Genomic DNA, 18,949 nt, shown 5'->3' with positions numbered 1-18,949 from the left:
GAGGTAACGCAATGCAAAACCAATTCGACTATATCATCGTGGGCGCGGGCTCCGCCGGCTGCGTGCTGGCCAACCGCCTCACCGAGGACGGCCAGCACACCGTGCTGCTGCTGGAAACCGGCGGCAGCGACAAGAGCATCTTCATTCAGATGCCCACCGCCCTGTCCATTCCCATGAACACCAAGAAGTACGCCTGGCAGTTCGAGACCGAGCCCGAGCCCTTCCTTGACAACCGCCGCATGCACTGCCCGCGCGGCAAGGTGCTGGGCGGCTCCTCCTCCATCAACGGCATGGTCTACGTGCGCGGCCATGCCCGCGACTTTGACGAATGGCAGCAGCACGGCGCCGAGGGCTGGGACTACGCCCACTGCCTGCCCTACTTCAAGAAGGCCGAAAGCTGGGCCTTTGGCGGCGACGACTATCGCGGCGACCAAGGGCCGCTCGGGGTCAACAACGGCAACCGAATGCAAAACCCTCTGTACCAGGCCTTTGTGGACGCCGGGGTGGAAGCCGGTTACTTCCCCACCGCCGACTACAACGGCCGCCAGCAGGAAGGCTTTGGCCCCATGCACATGACGGTGAAAAACGGCCGCCGCTGGTCCACCGCCAACGCCTACCTGCGCCCGGCCATGAGCCGCCCCAACCTGACCGTGGTCACCCACGCCCTGGTACACAGAGTGCTGCTCGACGGCAAACGGGCGGTGGGCGTGCGCTATGAACGCAACGGCCGGGTGCAGGAGGTGCGGGTGAGCAAGGAGGTCATTCTCAGTGCCGGCTCCGTCGGCTCGCCACACCTGCTGCAACTGTCCGGCATCGGCGCCAGAGACACCCTGGAGACCGCCGGCATCGAGGTGAAGCACGAGCTGCCCGGGGTGGGCGAAAACCTGCAGGATCACCTGGAGTTCTATTTCCAGTTCCGCTGCAAGCAGCCCATTTCCCTCAACGGCAAGCTGGATCTCTGGAATAAGTTCCTGATCGGCAGCCGCTGGCTGCTGAAAAAAGACGGCCTGGGCGCCACCAACCACTTCGAGTCTTGCGGTTTTATCCGCTCGAAAGCCGGGGTGGAATGGCCGGATCTGCAATACCACTTTCTGCCCGCCGCCATGCGCTACGACGGCCGCGAGGCCTTCGACGGCCATGGTTTTCAGGTGCACATCGGCCACAACAAGCCGAAAAGCCGGGGCTTCGTGAAGGTGGCCAGCGCCGATCCCGGCATGGCGCCGCGCATTCGCTTCAATTACCTGGAGCACGAGGAAGACCGCGAGGGCTTTCGCGCCTGCGTGCGGCTGACCCGGGAGATCATCAACCAGCCGGCGATGGACCCCTACCGGGAAGCGGAAATCCAGCCCGGTGAACACATTCACACCGACGAACAAATCGATGCCTTTGTGCGCCAGGCGGTGGAAAGCGCTTACCACCCCTCCTGTACCTGCAAAATGGGCACGGACGAGCTGGCAGTGGTAGACCCCGAAACCAAAGTGCGGGGCATAGCGGGCCTGCGGGTGGTGGACTCGTCCATCTTCCCCACCATTCCCAACGGCAACCTCAACGCTCCCACCATCATGGTGGCGGAGCGGGCCGCGGATCTGATCCGGGGCAAGGCGCCGCTGGCACCGTCCGAGGCGGACATCGGCCTGGATCCCGAGTGGCAGCAACGGCAGCGTGCCGGTCAGCCGGCACGCAAGGTAAGCTGACCTTGCAGGGGCGCCCATTGAGAGGCGCCCGTTTTGTATGGCCGCGTGAGCGACCCTCTTTACAGCCTTGGGTTCAGTCTTTATGGTCATAACGGCCCTTTCAGGAAAAAAGGGCGGTCATGGACGATAAACCAACGCAAGGACTGTTTCAGCATGGGCATGAACTTCAGATTCGATCTGCGCCATATCAAGGCCTTTATGGCCGTGGCCGAGTCGTTGCATTTCAAGAAGGCGGCGGACAGCCTGTTTATTACCCAGCCGGCCTTGAGCCGGTTAATCAAGGGGCTGGAAGAATCCGTAGGGGTGGAGCTGCTGGCCCGCACCACCCGCCAGGTGGCACTGACCGAAGCCGGCCGGCTGTTGCTGGCCGAGTGCCGTGAAGGGCTGCGGGTGCTGGAGCGGGGCGTGCACCTGGCCCAGGCTGCCTCCCAGGGGGACATTGGCCATATTTCCATCGCCTACAACGACTTTTCCATCAACGGCGTACTGCCGGACATCATCGAGCGGTTCAAGGAAAAATACCCCAATATCTCCATCGAGCTGAGCCACATGCCCTCCCACGAGCAGCACCGGGCGCTGCAGGACTGCAGCATCGACGCCGGCTTCATGATAGGGCCGCTCAACATGCCGGGTATCGAAACCCTCCCCTGCGCGGTGGAAGGGCTGCTGGTGGTGTTGCCCCAGCGCCATCCGCTGGCGGAGCGCAGCAGCCTGCGGCTGGAAGAGCTCAGGAATGAAAAGTTTATTCTGGGCGCGGACAATTGCTGGCGGGCCTTTCGCAGCCGCTTTCTCAAGAACTGCCAGCAGGCGGGCTTTTCCCCCAATATCGTGCAGGAAGCCACCACCAGCACCGGTATTTTCGGGCTGGTGGCGGCCAACATGGGCATTTCGGTATACACCGAGTGCGTGCGCAAATTTACCCGCAAAGACATTCACCTGATCCCGCTGGAAGGCATTGAGCACCAGGTGGAAACCATTGCGGCCTGGAACAGCGCCTTTATCAGCCCCAGCTTCGCCCACTTTATTCGGCACCTGCAGGGTGAAGCCCTGCCCGCCTGAGCCTTGGTTTCAGTCGGCGCGGGCAAATACCAGGCTGGCGTTGGCGCCGCCAAAGCCAAAGCTGTTGGACACCACGCAGTGCACCGGCTCATCCATCAGGGTATTGAGCAGAATGGGCGACCCCTTCAGGGCCTCGTCCAGCTGCTCGATATGGTGCGAGGCCGTCAGAAACCGGTCGCGCATCATCAGCAGGCAATAAATGGCCTCGTGCGCCCCCGCCGCCCCCAGGGCATGGCCGCTCAGGGCCTTGGTGGAGCTGAACGGCGGCAGCTTGCCGCCAAAGGCATCCCGGGCCGCGTCAATCTCCACCAGATCCCCCGCCTGAGTGCTGGTGCCGTGGGTATTGAGGTAGTCCACCGGCAGCGCACAGTCTGCCAGCGCCATTTGCATGGCTCTCAAGGCCCCTTCTCCCGAGGGCGACACCATGTCCTGGCCGTCGGAGGAAGTGCCGTAACCGACCACTTCGCCGTAGATGCGCGCCCCCCGGGCCAGGGCGTGCTCCCGCTCTTCCAGCACCAGCACGCCGGCGCCACCGCTGATCACAAAGCCATCCCGGTGCTGATCGTAGGGCCGGCTGGCCCGGGTAGGGTTCTCGTTGTAGCCGGTGGAAAAGGCGCCCATGGCGTCGAACATGCAGCTCTGGCTGACGTCTTCCGCCTCGGCGCCGCCGGCAAAAATAATGTCCTGCTTGCCGAACTGAATTTGTTCAAAGGCATGGCCAATGCAGTGGGCGCTGGTGGCGCAGGCCGAGGCGATGGAATAATTAAGGCCGCGAATATTGAAAAAACTGGCGATACAGGCCGACACCGTGCTGGTCATGGTGCGCGGCACCCGGTAGGGGCCGACCTTTTTCACTCCGCCGCTTGCCAGCAGCTGGTTGGCTTCCACGATGTCGCGGCTGGAGCCGCCTCCCGAGCCCATCACGCAACCGGTTTTTACATGAGACACCAGCGCCGGCGTCAGTCCGGCATCGGCAATGGCGTCCTGCATCGCCAGATAGGCATAGGCGGCGGCATCGCCCATAAAACGCCGGTGTTTGCGGTTGATGCGGCTGAAGTCCGCGTCCAGCATGCCCGACACATGGCTGCGCAGCCCGGCGTCCCGGTAGGCCGGGTTGATGTCGATGCCGGAATAGCCGTGTTTCAGTGACGACGTCACCTCTTCCAGGCTGTTGCCAAGGCTTGAAACTATTCCCATTCCTGTAATGACGACTCGACGCATGCTGCTCACCTCTGCAATGTATTGGGCGCTCTGAGATTGTAGGGTTAACGTTATCACGCCGTTTCCAGGTCATTGATTGAATATAAACATCAATAAAACATGAAATCGAAAGAATAAAAAAGGGGCAAGAGACCTTGCCCAAAAATACACCACGGAGTTTCGTCTTTATTGCTCGTCGGAAGGCACTCGCTGAAATGACTTCAGGGATTTATTGTAGTGCCAGTTAATGGCGCTGCTGGTACCAAGATAGTGTTCACCCTGTTTATTTTCAATGTCTTTCTGCGGGTAATAACGCAATATCCAGACGATCATCAGCAGCCAGTAAATGAACATGCCCGCAAACAGACCCACCACAAAGGCCCAGATGCCGGAGAAAAACGCCAGCACGCCGGCCGCCAGCCAGGCAATCAGGCCCGCCGGATTCACTCCTTTGTAATAACGGAACTGGCCCTGAGTGGAATAAAGCTCGGGCACATTCAGCCGCCGGTTTCGTAAAATGAAATAATCGGCAATCATGATGCCGCCAATGGCCGACAAAAATGAGCCATAAGAAAATAAAAACGCAAACAGATTATCCAGTATCGCCCAGGGCATGGACAGGGTACCCACCACACCGGCAATAAACACCGCCACCGGATATTTGATGTAGGGGGCGCCGGCATTGACAAAGGCCAGCGACGCCGGGATCAGATTGGCGGCATTGTTGGTGGACCATTGGGCCAGGATCACCAGCACCAGCAGCACGATGAGGCTGAAGCCTTCACTCTGCCCCTGGATCACCGTGATCGGATTCCAGTCGCCGGCGGCAATAAAGGACACGGCACCGATAAGGGCAATCCAGGCCTGGGTGACCGGCAGGGCCACCAGCTGGGCCAGAAAGATATTACGGTTGCGCGCCACAAAGCCCCGGGCGCCCGGCGTGGTTTTGACGTACCGGGTGATATTGGGAATGTCGATGGCCAGGGTCGACCAGAACGCCACATTGGCCAGGAACAGGGTCAGAATGGAAACATCCGCCTCGCCCACAAAGGTCCAGATATTGATGCCCTGTGTTTGGGCCAGCACATCCAGGGTAAAATACATCCACACCGAGATCGCCATGATCGCCGGAGCGGCAATGGCCGCCAGCCGCTCCACCGACTTGATGCCCAGTGCCGTATTGGCCACCTGCACCAGGGCGAACACCAGGTACCACAGCGGCCAGCTGGAAAAGCCGGTCAGGTATTCCACGATGCCGTTCAGCGCCAACGCCCCCAGGTAGGTCTGAATACCGAACCAGACCGCCGCGATCAGCCCGCGAAAGATGGAGGGAATGTGGGTGCCGTACACCCCGAACGGCGCCCTCAGGTACACTGAGAACGACAGTCCGTGCTCGGTGCCGATGTCGGCGGTCAGGGTCATCAATGACGCCAAGATCACGTTGGCGATCAGTATGGTCAGGATCACCTGCCACAAGGGCAGGCCGGTGACGCCGTTGGCCCCCAGCTGAAAGGTGGCGATGATCACCGCAATCCCCACCCAGATCCACACAAAGCCCCAGGCGCCGATGGTTCTGCGCTGATGCCGCACCGGCAGAATGGAGGACTCCATCAGATGGTTGGTGTGCTGCCCGGCAACCCCTTCGGGCGACGTAATCACTTGCTCATTTGTGTTCATATTACCGTCCTTAGTCATATTTCAGACAAAAAAAGGGGCGGATAACCCGCCCCGAGCAAAGCTGTACTCAATGACGACGTTATGTTTCAGCCGGCGCGGGCGAGCAGCTCCCGGCGATCCAGGGTGGCCATCATGTCGAGTTCAAGCGCCTCGTTCAGCACCACGCCGTACACCTCAAAGGCATGCTCCCGGGTACAGAAGTCGTCCAGCACGTCTTCCCGCACCTGCTCCGCCGGGCGCTCCAGCGGGTTGCCGTAGCCACCGCCGCAAGGGGAGTAATAGGCCATGACGTCGCCGGCCTGAGTGGCATGGCCGGAAAACTTGGAGTGCATTTGGGTTACCCGCTCAGGCTCGGCCTGGTTGTAGATCTCGGTCTTGCCCACGGCGCCGTCGGTGCCGCCGAACACGCCCCAGGGCACGTCGAAATGGCGCTCACTTTCATGGGTGATAAAGCCCGGGGTCAGCACCCGCTGAGCCTTGACCACCCCAATGCCGCCCCGGTACTTGCCGGCGCCGGGCATGACGTCGTCGCGCAGCTCGTAGCGATCGCAGATCATCGGCAGGTGCATGCCCAGATCCTCGATGGGGTTGTTGCGGGTATTGGCCATCAGGTTGTCGATGCAGTCGGGGCCGTCGGAATGAGGCCGGCCGCCGTAGGCGCCCTCGTTCACCTCCAGGAACACCCAGTAGTCGCCGTCCTCCTTGACCCCGGAATAGGAGGCAAAGGAGATGGAGGCGGAGCTGCCGGCAATCACCCGTTCGGGCATGACCGGCGCCAGCGCCTTGATGATGAGATCGATCATGCGGTTGCACTGGGTAAAGCGGGCCTCGGCCGCCGCCGGAAACACCGGATTAAAAATGGAGCCTTTCGGCGCCACCACCTTGATGGGCCGGAACGATCCCTCGTTGGACGGCACCGGCACATCCATGGTGTGGGTGTCGAGCAACAGCTTGCGAAAGGCGGCGTAGGCGGCCACCTTGCACGAGCCCTCAAAGGGCACGTTGTAGGCGGTGGGGGTCTGGGGCGCCGAGCCGGTGAGATCCACCGTGATGCTGTCGTCCTCCACCTTCACCGTCACCACCACCGGCAGGCGCTCTTCCCGGTTGCGGCCGTCGTCGTCCAGAAAGCCTTCGGCCCGGTATTCGCCGTTGGGCACCTCACGGATTTTCTGGCGCAGTATGCTCTCGGAGTAGTCGATAAGCTGATCCACGGCGGCAAAGGTGGTGTCCTTGCCGTAGCGGTCCAGCAGCTCCTTGAAGCGCTTGACCCCAAGCTGGGCCGAGGCCACCTGGGCGTCGATGTCCCGCAGCAACTGGGTGGAGGCCCGGCTGTTCTGGGTGATCATCTGGGCCAGGGCCTCGTTGCGCACGCCCTTTTCATAGAGCTTGATGCCCGCCAGCAGCATGCCCTCGGCGTACACATCGCCCACATCGATAATCAGCCCCGGAGTGGCGGCACCGATGTCGATATGGTGGGCAGTGTTGCCGGAAAAACCCACCAGCTCGCCCTGGTAAAACACCGGAATGATCACCGCCAGATCCGGCGAGTGGCTGGAGCCGTAATAGGGATGGTTGTGGATCACCACGTCCCCTTCATGCCACTCCCCGCCCTGCAGGGTCTGCTCGATGCCACGCAGGTAGGCGGGAATGGAGCCAATGTGCATGGGCGTGGACTCCGACTCGCAGATGGTCTGAAAGTTGGTGTCAAACAACCCCGCCCCCAGATCCTGGGACTCCCGAATAATGGAAGAAAAGGACATACGGTAAAGGATGTGGCCCATTTCTTCGGCGATGGTTTTCAGGGCACCGTTGATGACCTGCAGGGTAATGGGATCGACCTGTGTCTGGTTCATGTCACTCATCCTCTTTACGCGTCCTTGGAAATAAACAGATTGCCATGGCGGGAAATCCGGGCCTGCCATCCGGGCGGCACCAGTGAAGTGGAATCCCGTTGTACCAGCAGCGCCGGCCCCGTCACCGTCTGCCCGGCCTTGAGGGCCTTGCGGTCATAACGCGGGGTCACGCATTCCTGGCCGTCGTCAAACACGGTGGTGCGCTCATACAGGAAGGCCCTGGCCAGATCGTCCGGGCCCGCTTCCTCGCACTCGGGCCAGTCCAGCTTGCGGGACTCGGCGTTGCCAATCACCCTCAGGGTCACCAGTTCCACCACCGCATCCTGGAAGCAGTAACCGTAATCCGCCTCGTGGGCCTGGTGGAAATCGCGGATCACCGCCTGCACGGCCTCGCGGCTGACCTCGCCGGCGGGAATGCTGGCCCGCAACTCAAAGCCCTGGCCGTAGTAGCGGCATTCCGCCAGCCGGGTCAGCACCATGTTTTCCGCTTCCACCCCGTCGTCCTTGAGCTTCTGAATGATCTCGGTTTCCAGCAGCGCCAAGTTGTGCTGCAACTGCTCCAGGCGGTCATCGGTAATGGTGTTGAGATCGCACAGCATGGAGCGGGTGGCTTCATACTGCAGGTTGGTGGTGAGCAGGCCGGCCGCGGCGGTAATCCCCGGCGCCGGTGGCACAAATACCGCCTTGGCGTTCACTTCCGCCGCCAGGGCCGGGCCATGCACCGGACCGGCGCCGCCAAAGGGCATCAGCACAAAGTCCCGCGGATCCACGCCCCGGGCCACCGAGTTGGAGCGAATGGCCAGGGCCATGTTGTTGTTGACGATTTTGAGAATGCCCAGCGCCGCCTCCTTGACGCTGAGCCCCAGCGGCTCGGCGATCTTTTCCCGTATGGCCTGCGCCGACAGCGCCGGATCCAGGTTGAGATCGCCCCCCAGCATGCGGTCCGGATCCAGCCGCCCCAGCACAATGTTGGCGTCGGTCACCGTGGGCTCGGTACCGCCCCGGTTGTAACAGGCCGGGCCGGGATTGGAGCCCGCCGAGCGCGGCCCCACCTGAAAGCCGCCGGCGTCGTCGACGTAGGCGATGGAGCCGCCCCCCGCCCCTATGGTGATGAGATCGATCATCGGCACCATGACCGGATAACCGGCCACGTAGGAGTCCCGCGGGTTCATGATCTTGATGCCGCCATCGGACAGGGTGGAAATGTCCGCCGAGGTGCCGCCGATGTCTACGGTGATGATGTTCTGCTCGCCGTCCAGCTGGGCAAAATGATGGCCGCCAATCACCCCGCCGGCCGGGCCCGACATCAGAATATTGACCGGCCGCTCGCAGCAGCTTTCCACCGTGGCCACGCCGCCGTTGGACTGCATGATGCGCAGGTCGGCATCAATGCCGTTTTCACGCAACTGATCGGAAAGGTGGGTCAGGTAACTGGACGTGCTGGGGCCCACATAGGCGTTCATGGCGGTGGTGGAGAAGCGTTCGTACTCGCGCATCACGTCCACCACTTCGCTGGAGCAGCAGACAAAGGCACCGGGCATCATTTCCTGCACGATTTCCTTGGCTTTTTGCTCGTGCTCCCGGTTCAGGAAGGAATACAGAAAGCCGATAATCACCGCCTGCACGCCCCAGGCCTTGAGGGTGGCGACCGCGTCGCGCACTTCCTGCTCATCGAGGGGGGTTTCTACTGTGCCGTGGGGGGGCAGAATACGTTCATTGATGGGAATACGGTTGCGGCGTTTGACCAGGGGGGAAGACTGCCAGGGGGCATCGAAGTGCAGGGAAAAGTTGTGCGGGCGCTTGTGGCGACCGATGTGCAGTATGTCCCGAAAGCCCTTGGTGGTAAGCATGCCCACCTCGGCGCCGTTTTTTTCAATGGAAATGTTGGTAGCCACCGTGGTGCCGTGCACAATCAGGTCGATTTCACGCTTGTCGAGCCCGGCCTTGTCACAGATTTCCAGTATGCCCTTCATCACCGCGATGGACTGATCCTCGGTGGTGCTGGGCACCTTGTGTTCAAATATCCCCCTTCCGATAGAGTCCCTGTTCGTGGTTTCCAGTATCAGGTCGGTATTGGTACCGCCTACATCTACGCCGATACGTGCCATTTGCTTCTCCTTCAATCCATTAAGGAGCCGGTGGAAGGCGTTTTATGGGGCTCCGCCTTCCACCGAGCCGTGGGTGAGAATCTTACTGTTTCTCGAGCTTGTTCAGGTAGTTCACACAGGTGTCGACGGTTTCCACGTCACCGAACTTGGCGTCAATGTCGAACAGGTTCCAGGCCACGGCGCCGGGAATGCGGTCACCGATGCATTCCTTCACCGCGATGGGGCGGAAACCTTCGGCCATGGCGTCACAGATGGTGGTGCGCACACAGGCGGAAGCGGTCACCCCGGTCACCAGCACGGTGTCGACCCCGGCGGCGCGCAGAAAGCCGGCCAGGTAGGTGCCCTGGAAGGAGCTGGCGTGCTTCTTGATGAGCACCTGCTCTCCTTCAATGGGCGCGATGCGGGAATCGATGGCCCACAGCTCTTCGTTGTCCTGGGCGCAGAAGTCCACCGGGATCTTGTTGTGCCACAGGCCCATGTCGGTGTTGGGGTTGTTGCGGTCGTTCACCTGATAGCAGGTGGTCACGTGCACCACCGGCAGGTTTTTGGCGCGGAACGCTTCCAGCAGGCGTTGCATGCCGGGAATGATCTCGTCGTCAATCTTGTCGCAGGTAAAAGGGTTGCCGGGTTGAGTCCAGGCGTTGGCCAGATCGACGCTGATCAGCGCCGGCTTTTTGCCGAATCCCACCCGGCGCTGAAAGCCGTTTTGCTGATACAGGGAGGTGGCTTCATCGAACGCCTGGTTCAGCATGCTCATTAAATCCTTTGACATGGTCATTCTCCGTTTTTTGCTGATTAAAAGTGGAATATCCCGGCTCTTTCACGCCGTTTCCTTCGTTGGCAACTACAGAGTACCCAGCCTCATTATTAACATCCAATTCACTTTTTTAATGGATTGATAACCTGAAGTGAATAATCCCTATACTGCGCTTAATACGTGAAAAAGCCGGCAATATGCCGGCTTTTCGAAGCAAATAACCACATTCATTTCATCAGCCAAAGCCGGGCAGCCACAGCACCAGCCCCGGGAACAGGGTGTACAGGCCCACCGCCCCCAGCAGGATCAGCCAGTAGGGCAAGGATGCCCAGGCCGCCTCGGTAAGGTTGACCTCGTTGCGGGTGATGGACGTCAGCACAAACAGGTTGAGCCCCACCGGCGGCGTGATCATGCCGATTTCCATCAAGAGGGTGACAATGACCCCGAACCAGATGGGATCGAACCCCAGGCTCATCACCATGGGAAAGGTAATGGGCAAGGTCATCAGCAGCAGGGAGATGCCGTCGAAGAAGCAACCGAGCACGATGTACACCAGCACTATCATCAGCAGAATGCCGTAGGGGCCAAAGCCGATGTTCGAGATGGCCGCCACCGCTTCCCGGGGCAACGCCAGCATGCTCACCGCCTGGGACAGAATGGCGGTGCCCAGCATGATAAAGGCGATGGCACTGAACATCATGGTAGAGCGCTTGAACGCCTGCCACAGCCTGGCGAAAGTCAGATCCCCCCAGCTAAAGCCCAGCACCATGCTGGCCACCACCCCGAGCGACGCCGCTTCCGTGGGCGTGGCTATGCCCAGGTAAATGGTGCCCAGCACAAAGAAGATCAGAATGGGCAGCGGCCAGATCTGGGTCAGCCCCCGGCGCACCTCGGCCCAGTCCATGGCCTCGAGGCCTTCCGGTACCACCCGGCTGCCGATGCGGGAGCGAATAATGATCCAGACAAAAAAGGCGGCGGAGATCATCAGCCCGGGCAGAATGCCGGCCAGAAACAGCTTGCCGATGGACACATGCTGGGTGGCGCCGTAGATGATCAGCGCCAGGCTGGGCGGGATCAGCAACCCCAGGGTGCCTCCCGCCGCCAGGGTGCCCACCACCATGCTCGGCGAGTAGCCACGTCGCTTGAGCTCCGGATAGCCGATGGAGCCGATGGCCGCCGCCGTGGCCGAGCTGGAGCCGCTGACCGCGCTGAACAGGGTGCACACCGCAATATTGGTGTGCAGCAGCTGGCCCGGTATGCGCCGGAACAGCGGCGTCAGGCCGTTATAGACCCGGGTCGACACGCCGCTTGCCAGCAATATGTCACCCAGAAAGATAAACAGCGGCACCGCCGTCAGGGAAAACCCGGTCAGCAGGTTCCACACCGAATTAATGGCAAGGGAAGTGGCGCCGCCGCCCTGAAAGTGCAGCAAAATCAGCCCCACCAGACCCAGCGACGCCCCCAACAAGGCACCGCCGCCCAGCAGCAACAGCAGCCCGGAACTCAGGATAAGCCAGCTCATTACGCCACCTCCACGGAGTGTTCATTATCGGCATGGACGTTACCGTCCGGGTAGCGCAGGCCGTGGCGCAGTTGCACCAGAATGCACAAGGCGAACGACAGCGGCATCAGCGCCATCCAGGGCCACAGCAGCAGGCCGCTGATATCGGAACGGGCGCCGATCTCCCGGGAAAACACCATGAAATCCCAGGACTCGTAAATGACAATGGCGGAAAACAGGATCAGCACCAGACCGGCCAGGGTCTCCGCCAGCCGGGCCGTTCGTGCCGACAGGGTGCGGGTAACGAGATCGATACGAATATGCCGGCCGCTGTTGAGCACATGGGGCAGGGTAAGAAAGGTCAGGGAAAAAAACAGTAAACCGGCGAGTTCGTTGGAAAAATGAAGGGGATGGTCAAACAGGTAGCGCAGCAGGGTACTGACGAAGACGGTAATGGTCATCAGTATGCCGCCGGCGACCCCGACGAGAAACAGGCCATGGCATAGCCTGTCAACGGTTTTGGTAAACAGGGACATGGTAATTCACCCTCCTGGTGAGCCACCACCGGGGCCAGGCCCCGGTGTGCAGCGCTTACTGGCTGGCCAGCGCGCTGAGCTTGCCGGTCACGGTATCGTAAATGGTTTCGCCGTCGGGACCGGCCCGCTCGGCAATGGTATGCCAGGCTGCCATGGCCGCCTGCTGGAAGCTGGCCACATCCTGGGCCGAGAAGTCCGCCAGCATGGTCACCCCCAGGGCTGCGCGCCGGGCCCGGGCGCTGGCTTCCCGCTCCGGGTCCACGGCGGCGGCGCGGGTTTTCTGCCACAGGGTTTCGCCGGCCTGCTGCAGCACTCGCTGCTGCTCGTCGCTCAGCTTTTTCCAGCTGCGTTCGCTGATGCCGAACAAGGCCGGCACCGCCGCCCAGGGATGCAGGTAGGCTTCGTAATCGGTGACCTCATGCAGGGAGACGGTTTCCGCCACGGTGGAGAGGTAATAGGCGCAGTCCACGACCCCGGTCTGCAACGCCATGTACATGTCGTTCTGGGGAATGACCTGAGCGGAAACGCCGAGCTTGCCAAAGGCGTCGACCAGCTGGGCCGACCACACCCTTACCTTTTTGCCCTGCAGCTGGGCCAGGCTGTTGAGCGGCTCCTTGCAGTGCAGGCCCACGCTGAACACCGGCGAGACGATGCCGCCAATGGTCTTGATATTCCACTTGGCGTAACCCTGCTCGTAAATGTCGCGAATGGTGGGAAGAATGTCGAGATGCTGCTCGGGTTGGGTAATGGCGCCCTGGGCATAAACGGCGGCCAGCTCAGGGGCGTCACGGGTGTAGTATTCGCCGTAGAGCAGGGCCATGTCCACCGAGCCCCGCTGCAGAATACGCAGCAGATCCGGCTCGTTCAGCCCGAGGGAGGCCGCATGGAACACGTCTACCTTCAGCTCGCCGCCCGACAGCTGCTCCACGTCCCTGGCAAAGTCGTTGAGATAACCGGCTTCCGGCCGGGATTCGGCGTAGCCACTGTGAAATTTGAGTACGATGGGCGCCGCCTGCGCCAGGGTGGAGAAAAGGGGCGTGACCGCCAGGGCGGTGGTCAGCGCCAGGGTAAATTTGCTTGCCTTGAATGCTTTCATCCTATGTCCCTATAGTGGGGACCGGCACCGGACCACGGCCGGTGCCGGTCCTGAGTTCAGCCATCAGTACATGGTTACTGACGTTCCAGCTTGTTCAGATAGTTCACGCAAGTGTCGACGGTTTCCACGTCGCCGAACTTGGCGTCGATGTCGAACAGGTTCCAGGCCACGGCACCGGGAATACGGTCACCAATGCATTCCTTCACCGCGATGGGGCGGAAACCCTCGGCCATGGCGTCACAGATGGTGGTACGCACACAGGCGGAGGCGGTCACGCCGGTCACCAGCACGGTGTCGACCCCGGCGGCGCGCAGGAAGCCGGCCAGATAGGTCCCTTGAAAGGAGCTGGCGTGCTTCTTGATGAGCACCTGCTCCCCTTCCAGCGGCGCGATGCGGGAGTCGATGGCCCACAGCTCTTCGTTGTCCTGGGCGCAGAAGTCCACCGGGATCTTGTTGTGCCACAGGCCCATGTCGGTGTTGGGGTTGTTGCGATCGTTCACCTGATAGCAGGTGGTGACGTGCACAATCGGCAGGTTCTTGGCGCGGAACGCTTCCAGCAGGCGCTGCATGCCGGGAATGATCTCGTCGTCAATCTTGTCGCAGGTAAAGGGGTTGCCGGGTTGAGTCCAGGCGTTGGCCAGATCGACGCTGATCAGCGCCGGTTTTTTGCCGAATCCTACCCGGCGCTGAAAGCCGTTTTTCTGATACAGGGAGGTGGCTTCGTCAAACGCCTGGTTGAGCATGGCAAGCAGATCCTGGGAGTCGTGGGACATGGTTATTCTCCTGATTTCACGGTAAAAACGGTTGAGCTCCGGCACCTTCTCCGGCGCTTTCCCCCTTGGGTGATTTCAAGTTAACAACCGTCGTTATTAACATCCAATTCACTTTTTGCCGCCATTGATAACCTAAATGGAACAATAAAAGATCCTGCTGTGGAATGTGCTCAAACCGGCTGCCGGCGCTCGGCCGGTGCAGTATGATGATGACAGTCTCATCGGTTCAGGAGGACGCCATGGCAGGAGGATGGACACGGGACGGCGCCGTGCAGGAGCAGATTGATGCCAGTGTGGAAGACGCGGTGCAAACGGCCCGCCGCCGGCTGGGTGCCGGCGACAGCCTGAGCCACTGCGAGGAATGCGAGGCCCCCATTCCCGAGGCCCGGCGCCGGGCGGTGCCGGGAGTACGGCTGTGCATCGCGTGCCAGGCCGAGCAGGAAAAGCAGCACCGGGCCGAGGGCATTAACCGCCGCGCCAGCAAAGACAGCCAGCTGCGCTGAACCTGCCGGGGGCAGACCGTCCCGTCGGTCATTACAAGCGCCCCGCTTTCTTATACAATGGCCGGCAACGTTTTCAGGCCGGTTGATGGCCTCTCATTTCCCGATATTCCCCGGAGCAGCGACTTGGCGCAAAATAACGACACTTTCCGCGATTTTGGACTGGATACCCGTCTGGTTCGAGCATTGGATCATCAAGGGCTGAACACCCCCACCGACATCCAGCTCAAGGCCATTCCTGTGGTCATGGCCGGCTTTGATCTGCTGGCCTCCTCCAAAACCGGCTCCGGAAAGACCCTGGCCTACTTGCTGCCGGCGCTGCAGCGGCTGATGAAAACCCGGGCCCTGAGCAAGCGGGATCCCCGCGCGCTGATCCTGGCCCCGACCCGCGAGCTGGCCCGGCAGGTGTATGCCCAGCTGCGCTCCCTGGCCGGCAACAGCGTTAATATTGCCCTGCTGCTGGGCGGCGAAAACTTCAACGATCAGCTCAAGTCGCTGCGTCGCCAGCCGGACGTCATCGTAGCCACCCCGGGCCGCCTGGCCAACCACCTGGATGCCCGCTCACTGATGCTGAATGGCCTGGAACTGCTGATCCTGGACGAGGCGGATCGCATGCTGGATCTGGGCTTTGCCCCCCAGCTTGAACGCATTAATCAGGCCGCCGATCATCGTCGCCGCCAGACCCTGATGTTTTCCGCCACCCTGGATCATGCCGAGACCAACGCCATGGCCGCCACCCTGCTCACCTCGCCCAAACGGGTCGCGGTGGGCGAAGCCCATGCCGAGCACCAGGACATCGAGCAGCGCTTTGTGCTGGGCGATCACCTGGATCACAAGCAGGCCTTGCTGGAGCACCTGCTGGCCAGCGAGCCCTATCAGCAGGCCATTATCTTTACCGCCACCCGGGCCGACACCGAGCGGCTGGCCAGCCACCTGCAGCAAACAGAGCTGACCACGGCGGCGCTGCACGGCGATCTGAGCCAGGCCGAACGCAACCGCATCATGGACGCCTTTGCCCGGGGCCAGCACAAATTGCTGATCACCACCGACGTGGCTTCACGCGGGCTGGATTTGCTGCAGGTGTCGCTGGTCATCAACTTCGACATGCCCAAGCAGGCGGAAGAATACGTGCATCGCATCGGCCGCACCGGCCGGGCCGGCGCCAGCGGCACCGCCGTCTCCCTGGTGGGCCCGCGGGACTGGGACGCCTTCAAACGAGTAGAGCGGTTCTTGCAGCGCACCCTGAGCTTTACCGCCATCGAAGGGCTGCAGGGCAAGTTCAAGGGCCTTCGTCCGCCGGCCCGCAAGCACGGCTTCAAGGGCAAGCCGGGGGCCGCCGGGGGCAAAGACCTGCCGAACGGGAAAAAGCCGGCCCGGCCCACTCCCAAACGGCCGGGGCCCAAGCGACCCGAAGGCTTTACCGGCCAGGGCCAGGATACGGCGGGCGGCGCCACCGACGGCATGGCACCGCTCAAGCGCAAGAAGCCCAGGCCCGAGCCGGAATCCTGAACGCATCTTTGTGGCAAATATCACTTAATATTTGTTAGTTAAATGCTAATAATAAGATAATTAAATTTTTAAATGGTGATGCTTCGGGATGAAGAATCTGCCCACGGATCTGCTGCGTACCTTTGTAACCATCAACCAGCTGGGGGGCTTTACCCAGGCCGGTGAGCGGCTGGGCCGCTCCCAGCCCGCCGTCAGCCTGCAGATGAAGCGGCTGGAAGAGCTGCTCGATGCCAAACTGTTCAACCGCGGCCAGGGCCTGCAACTGACCGAAGAAGGCCAGCTGCTGCTGAGCTGCGCCCAGAAAATGCTGGAACTCAACGACGCCCTGATTTCCCGCCTGGGCACCCCCAGGGTCAGTGGCTCGGTGCGCCTGGGCATCCCCAATGACTTTGAGGTCTCGTTTCTGGCCACCACCATAGGCCGCTTTGCCCAGGCCTATCCGGGGGTGACCCTGGACGTGAGCAGTGACATCAGTGCCCATCTGCTGAGTGACTATAAAAAAGGCGCCTACGATCTGGTGATGGCCATTGAGGAAAGCGGCTCCAGTCATCCGCAACTGACCGACTACATTACCGAGCCGCTGGTGTGGGTACGCAACAGCAACATGATGCTGTCGCCGGACGCCCCGCTGCCGCTCATTCTTTATCCCAAGGGCTGCCTGTACCGCCGCTCCATCATCAATGCCCTCACCCGCGCCAACCTGCCCTGGCGCATCGTGTACAGCACCTCCAGCCTGCTCGGCATTCAGTCCGCCATCAGGGCGGGGCTGGGCATCAGCGTGCTGTCCAAAAGCACCGTGCCCGAGGGGCTGGAAGCCTCCCCCAGTTTCGCCTATTGCCCGGATCTGGGCAGTGTGTCCATCGGCTTTTGTTACGATGCCAACGAGCTCACCTCAGCGGGCCATATGCTGCTGGATTACCTCCGGCAGGGGCTGAACGCGCTCTGATCAGGCCCGTCGCAGCCAGAGCTGGCGTGACAGCTCGTTCAGCCCCTCGGCCAGCTCCGCCACCAGGTCACAACGCTGACGATTGTGCTGGCCGGTTTCCACCTGGTGATCGGCGGCATCACGAATGGTGCTCACGCCCCGGTTGATTTCCTCGCTGACCGCACTTTGCTGCTCCACCGCGGTGGCTATCTGAATATTCATGGCGGTGATTTCCTGCACCCGCTCACCAATGCCCTCCAGCGCCCCTGCCGCCTGCCGGGCGTGATCCACGCAGTGCTGCGCCTGCTCCCGGCTGCGCTCCATCACCGCCACCGCCTGACGGGTGCCTTCCTGCAACTGGCTTATCATGTTCTGAATGTGGGTAGTCGACTCGCTGGTCCGGCCCGCCAGGTTGCGCACTTCGTCGGCCACCACCGCAAAGCCCCTGCCCTGCTCACCGGCCCGGGCCGCCTCGATGGCGGCATTGAGTGCCAGCAGGTTGGTCTGCTCGGCAATGCCACTGATCACGTCAACAATGGTGGAAATGCTCTGGCCGTGGCTTTCCAGATCCCGAATGACTCGGCCCGCCTCCTGGATTTCATTATCCAGGGTATAAATGGACTCACTGGTGCTGGCCACCAGGCACTGGCCGGAGCGGGTATCCTGATCCGCCAGTTCGGCGGCGGTGGCCGCCTGCTGGGCACTCGACGCGACCTCCTGAATGCTGGCGGCCATCTGGTTGATGGCGGTGGCCACCTGATCGGTTTCGGCCTGCTGACGTCGAGTCAGCTGGTGGCTGGCGGCCATGTCCTGCAGCAACTCACTGCTGTGCCCGCCCAGGCGCTGGGCCGAGTCGGACAGCCTGCCCAACAGGGCGCCGGATTCGGCCCGGGCCATGTTAAGGGCAAACTCAATCTGCCCCAGCTCGTCTTCCCGCCCGGTATAGGCCAGCCGGCTCAGGGGGTTGTCGGCCTGGCTTCGGGCCTCGGCCGCGAGCCGGCGCAGAGGCTGCAGCATCACCGCCGCCGTCAGGGCACAGAGCCCGCCGCTGGTACCCGCCGCCAGCAACACCGGCAGCCAGGCACCTGAAAACAGCGCCGTCAGGCCCAGTGCCCCCAGCAGGGTGAACAGCACCATCAGCAGCGGCAGCCTGAAGGTCAGCCCCAGGCGACCCCAGCGCGACCCCGTGGTGTTACCGGTCCGCAGCCGGGCGTAGAGCGCTTCTGCCGCCTCAACCTGGTCGGGCTCGGGTTTGGTGCGCACCGACTGGTATTCCACCACCTCGCCGTCGTGCATGATGGGCGTGACATAGGCATTGACCCAGTAATGATCGCCGTTCTTGCAGCGGTTCTTTACCAGTCCCATCCAGGAGCGGCCCGCCTTCAGGGTCTGCCACATATGGGCAAAGGCCTGGGCGGGCATGTCCGGGTGGCGGATCAGGTTGTGGGGCTCGCCAATCAGCTCCTCCCGCTGAAAACCGCACGCATCGATAAAGGCCTGGTTGATATGGGTGATATGACTGTCCGGCGTGGTCGTAGACAGTATATTGACGCCTTCCGGCAATTCCACATTGCGCCCGGTAACGGGCTGGTTATTACGCATTCCCTTCATCTCCGGTCATCTCATCCTTGAGGGTGCCGACGGTGGAATCATTCCATCGCTTGGCGGAGTCGGCAAGGTAATATCCTTATTTTAAAAATGGTTATCATCCACGCAAAGATGACAGAAATGTGATCCAAAGCACTCGGAAATATTTTCATA

15 protein-coding genes are annotated in these 18,949 nt (G+C 61.5%); 5 read left to right on the top strand and 10 right to left on the bottom strand.

Features of this window, described 5'->3' with window-relative positions; all coding sequences use genetic code 11:
- The first annotated feature begins 11 nt into the window (after positions 1-11).
- Together betA and GU3_RS08045 are read left to right on the top strand one after the other, a co-directional pair.
- Positions 12-1,694 (top strand): choline dehydrogenase, encoded by a 1,683-nt coding sequence (betA, locus tag GU3_RS08050; protein ID WP_014292032.1) that lies wholly within the window; start codon positions 12-14, stop codon positions 1,692-1,694.
- A gap of 159 nt (positions 1,695-1,853) precedes the next feature.
- Complete coding sequence (locus GU3_RS08045; RefSeq protein WP_202798274.1) at positions 1,854-2,753, top strand: LysR family transcriptional regulator; 900 nt, start codon at positions 1,854-1,856, stop codon at positions 2,751-2,753.
- 9 nt (positions 2,754-2,762) lie between these two features.
- Here GU3_RS08045 and GU3_RS08040 read toward each other — a convergent pair whose 3' ends face one another.
- The 9 genes from GU3_RS08040 to GU3_RS08000 form a co-directional block, all read right to left on the bottom strand.
- Entirely contained in the window at positions 2,763-3,974 is a 1,212-nt protein-coding gene (locus tag GU3_RS08040; protein ID WP_014292030.1) for a beta-ketoacyl synthase N-terminal-like domain-containing protein, read from the bottom strand.
- Between the two features lie 165 nt (positions 3,975-4,139).
- Positions 4,140-5,630 (bottom strand): NCS1 family transporter, encoded by a 1,491-nt coding sequence (locus GU3_RS08035; RefSeq protein ID WP_014292029.1) that lies wholly within the window; start codon positions 5,628-5,630, stop codon positions 4,140-4,142.
- Positions 5,631-5,716: 86 nt separating this feature from the next.
- Positions 5,717-7,483, bottom strand: coding sequence for a hydantoinase B/oxoprolinase family protein (locus tag GU3_RS08030; RefSeq protein WP_014292028.1), 1,767 nt, complete (start codon positions 7,481-7,483; stop codon positions 5,717-5,719).
- A gap of 14 nt (positions 7,484-7,497) precedes the next feature.
- Entirely contained in the window at positions 7,498-9,591 is a 2,094-nt protein-coding gene (locus GU3_RS08025; protein ID WP_014292027.1) for a hydantoinase/oxoprolinase family protein, read from the bottom strand.
- A gap of 82 nt (positions 9,592-9,673) precedes the next feature.
- Positions 9,674-10,363 (bottom strand): isochorismatase family protein, encoded by a 690-nt coding sequence (locus tag GU3_RS08020; RefSeq protein WP_041543037.1) that lies wholly within the window; start codon positions 10,361-10,363, stop codon positions 9,674-9,676.
- A 220-nt stretch (positions 10,364-10,583) separates the two neighbouring features.
- Complete coding sequence (locus tag GU3_RS08015) at positions 10,584-11,870, bottom strand: TRAP transporter large permease (RefSeq protein WP_014292025.1); 1,287 nt, start codon at positions 11,868-11,870, stop codon at positions 10,584-10,586.
- On the bottom strand, positions 11,870-12,385 hold the full coding sequence (locus tag GU3_RS08010; RefSeq protein ID WP_014292024.1) for a TRAP transporter small permease: 516 nt from the start codon (positions 12,383-12,385) through the stop codon (positions 11,870-11,872). The genes GU3_RS08015 and GU3_RS08010 overlap by 1 nt, the downstream gene beginning before the upstream one ends.
- A 55-nt stretch (positions 12,386-12,440) precedes the next feature.
- Entirely contained in the window at positions 12,441-13,481 is a 1,041-nt protein-coding gene (gene dctP, locus GU3_RS08005; RefSeq protein ID WP_014292023.1) for a TRAP transporter substrate-binding protein DctP, read from the bottom strand.
- 74 nt (positions 13,482-13,555) lie between these two features.
- Positions 13,556-14,254, bottom strand: coding sequence for an isochorismatase family protein (locus tag GU3_RS08000; RefSeq protein ID WP_014292022.1), 699 nt, complete (start codon positions 14,252-14,254; stop codon positions 13,556-13,558).
- Between the two features lie 239 nt (positions 14,255-14,493).
- Between GU3_RS08000 and GU3_RS07995 the strand changes: the two genes are divergently transcribed.
- The 3 genes from GU3_RS07995 (at position 14,494) to GU3_RS07985 (ending at position 17,209) form a co-directional block, all read left to right on the top strand.
- Positions 14,494-14,757, top strand: a complete 264-nt coding sequence (locus tag GU3_RS07995) for a DksA/TraR family C4-type zinc finger protein (RefSeq protein WP_014292021.1) — start codon at positions 14,494-14,496, stop codon at positions 14,755-14,757.
- A gap of 123 nt (positions 14,758-14,880) precedes the next feature.
- The gene (locus GU3_RS07990) at positions 14,881-16,263 is read left to right on the top strand and encodes a DEAD/DEAH box helicase (RefSeq protein WP_014292020.1); all 1,383 of its coding nucleotides are present in this window, start codon (positions 14,881-14,883) and stop codon (positions 16,261-16,263) included.
- 88 nt (positions 16,264-16,351) lie between these two features.
- Entirely contained in the window at positions 16,352-17,209 is an 858-nt protein-coding gene (locus tag GU3_RS07985; RefSeq protein ID WP_014292019.1) for a LysR substrate-binding domain-containing protein, read from the top strand.
- Here GU3_RS07985 and GU3_RS07980 read toward each other — a convergent pair whose 3' ends face one another.
- Positions 17,210-18,790, bottom strand: a complete 1,581-nt coding sequence (locus GU3_RS07980; protein WP_014292018.1) for a PAS domain-containing methyl-accepting chemotaxis protein — start codon at positions 18,788-18,790, stop codon at positions 17,210-17,212.
- Positions 18,791-18,949 lie beyond the last annotated feature (159 nt).

Origin of the sequence: Oceanimonas sp. GK1 (genome assembly GCF_000243075.1) — a bacterium.
GTDB lineage: Bacteria > Pseudomonadota > Gammaproteobacteria > Enterobacterales > Aeromonadaceae > Oceanimonas.
This window is presented reverse-complemented; position numbering and strand designations above follow the sequence as displayed.

Bases quoted from the DNA above. Each gene is read 5' to 3' on its own strand.
- GU3_RS08020 (WP_041543037.1), bottom strand. From the start codon at position 10,363: ATGTCAAAGGATTTAATGAGCATGCTGAACCAGGCGTTCGATGAAGCC.
- GU3_RS08025 (WP_014292027.1), bottom strand. From the start codon at position 9,591: ATGGCACGTATCGGCGTAGATGTAGGCGGTACCAATACCGACCTGATA.
- GU3_RS08015 (WP_014292025.1), bottom strand. From the start codon at position 11,870: ATGAGCTGGCTTATCCTGAGTTCCGGGCTGCTGTTGCTGCTGGGCGGC.
- GU3_RS07995 (WP_014292021.1), top strand. From the start codon at position 14,494: ATGGCAGGAGGATGGACACGGGACGGCGCCGTGCAGGAGCAGATTGAT.
- betA (WP_014292032.1), top strand. From the start codon at position 12: ATGCAAAACCAATTCGACTATATCATCGTGGGCGCGGGCTCCGCCGGC.
- GU3_RS08045 (WP_202798274.1), top strand. From the start codon at position 1,854: ATGAACTTCAGATTCGATCTGCGCCATATCAAGGCCTTTATGGCCGTG.
- GU3_RS08010 (WP_014292024.1), bottom strand. From the start codon at position 12,385: ATGTCCCTGTTTACCAAAACCGTTGACAGGCTATGCCATGGCCTGTTT.
- GU3_RS08030 (WP_014292028.1), bottom strand. From the start codon at position 7,483: ATGAACCAGACACAGGTCGATCCCATTACCCTGCAGGTCATCAACGGT.
- dctP (WP_014292023.1), bottom strand. From the start codon at position 13,481: ATGAAAGCATTCAAGGCAAGCAAATTTACCCTGGCGCTGACCACCGCC.
- GU3_RS08035 (WP_014292029.1), bottom strand. From the start codon at position 5,630: ATGAACACAAATGAGCAAGTGATTACGTCGCCCGAAGGGGTTGCCGGG.
- GU3_RS08040 (WP_014292030.1), bottom strand. From the start codon at position 3,974: ATGCGTCGAGTCGTCATTACAGGAATGGGAATAGTTTCAAGCCTTGGC.
- GU3_RS08000 (WP_014292022.1), bottom strand. From the start codon at position 14,254: ATGTCCCACGACTCCCAGGATCTGCTTGCCATGCTCAACCAGGCGTTT.
- GU3_RS07985 (WP_014292019.1), top strand. From the start codon at position 16,352: ATGAAGAATCTGCCCACGGATCTGCTGCGTACCTTTGTAACCATCAAC.
- GU3_RS07980 (WP_014292018.1), bottom strand. From the start codon at position 18,790: ATGCGTAATAACCAGCCCGTTACCGGGCGCAATGTGGAATTGCCGGAA.